General features: G+C 67.1%; 1 protein-coding gene. It reads right to left on the reverse strand.

Going from position 1 to position 1,545, the window contains the following annotated elements; all coding sequences use genetic code 11:
• Positions 1-37: 37 nt before the first annotated feature.
• The gene (locus tag QZH66_RS15905; protein WP_305806864.1) at positions 38-1,411 is read right to left on the reverse strand and encodes a sodium-dependent transporter; all 1,374 of its coding nucleotides are present in this window, start codon (positions 1,409-1,411) and stop codon (positions 38-40) included.
• Between the last annotated feature and the right edge of the window lie 134 nt (positions 1,412-1,545).

The raw sequence follows: 1,545 nt of genomic DNA on the forward strand, positions 1-1,545 counted from the left end.
CATCTTTATTTCTTCAACGAACCTCCAACTCACGACACTAGAACGCGCCCAGCCCCTTCAGCATCACCACCAGGATCAGCAGCGGCGACACCCAGCGCGTCACCAGGAACAGCGCTGCCAGCAGGCGCCGGTTGGCCAGCGTGCCGCCGTTCGACAGCGCATCGGCAAAGCGCCGCGGCCCCCAGACCCAGCCGGTGAACAGGCACAGCAGGATGCCGCCGAGCGGCAGCAGCACGTTCGAGGTCAGCGCGTCGAACAGGTCGAACATCGTCATGCCGAACCACTTGAAGTCGGCCAGCACGCTGTTCGAGAGTGCGGCCGAGGCGCCGATCAGCGCCAGCGCCAGCAGCGTGCACACGGTGGCCTGGGCGCGGCTCCAGCCCAAGCGCTCGCTCAGCACCGACACCGGCACCTCCAGGATCGACAGCATCGCCCCGGTGGCCGCGATGGCCGTCAGCACGAAGAACACCACCATGAACAGACCGCCGAACGGCATCTGGGCGAACACCGCCGGAATGGTGATGAACAGCAGCGACGGGCCGGCGGCCGGCGCGAAACCAAAGGCAAAGACGGCCGGAAAGATCGCTATGCCGGCCAGCATCGACACCAGCAGGTCGGCGCTCATCACGCGCAGCGCGGTGGCCGGGATGTTCTGGTCGTCGCGGAAGTAGCTGCCGTAGGTCAGCATGGTGCCCATGCCGATCGACAGCTTGAAGAACGCCAGCCCCATCGCGGTCAGCACCACGCCGGAGCTGATCTTGGAAAAATCGGGCTGGAACAGGAAGCGCAGGCCGGCATCGGCGCCCGGCAGCAGCAGGCTGCGCACGCCCACCACCACCAGCAGGATGAACAGCAGGGGCATCAGCTTCTTGGTGACCGCCTCGATGCCCTTGGACACGCCCAGCAGCAGGATGCCGCCGATCAGCACCAGCACCGCCCACTGCCACAGCAGGGACTGGAGCGGGTCGTGGATCAGTTGGTCGAAGGCCGCCGAGGTGTGCGCCGGATCGCTCGACAGCGCGCTGCCGGCCAGCGACTTGAAGACATAGGCCAGCACCCAGGCGGCCACCTCGGAGTAGAAGGCCATGATCAGGAACGCGGCCAGCACGCCAAAGCCGCCGATCAGCCACCACGGCGTGCCCGGTGCCAGCTTCTTGAAGGTGCCGACAGAGTCGGCCTTGGCGGTGCGGCCCAGCATGATCTCCGTGATCATCACCGGCAAACCGATCAGCAAGGTCGCCAGCAGGTAGACCAGCAGAAAGCCGGCGCCGCCGTTGGCGCCGGTCAGGTAGGGGAATTTCCAGATATTGCCCAGGCCGACCGCCGAGCCAAGGGTGGCCGCGAGCACGCCGAAGCTGGAGGAAAAACCGTCGCGCGGAGCGGCGGCAACAGAAGCGTCGGTCTGGCGCATGGCGGATGTCCTTCGGTTGTGCCGGCCTGCGGCTTGCTTAACGCCGTGGTTTCCTGGCCGGCGTGCCGCCGCGCCGGCTGGTCGCCTGCCCCGAGGCGCGCGCAGTTTTCTGGACGGCGGGTTTCTGCGCGGCG

It is taken from the genome of Stenotrophomonas sp. YIM B06876 (assembly GCF_030711595.1).
In the GTDB taxonomy this organism is placed as follows: domain Bacteria; phylum Pseudomonadota; class Gammaproteobacteria; order Xanthomonadales; family Xanthomonadaceae; genus Stenotrophomonas.

Bases quoted from the DNA above. Each gene is read 5' to 3' on its own strand.
- QZH66_RS15905 (WP_305806864.1), bottom strand. From the start codon at position 1,411: ATGCGCCAGACCGACGCTTCTGTTGCCGCCGCTCCGCGCGACGGTTTT.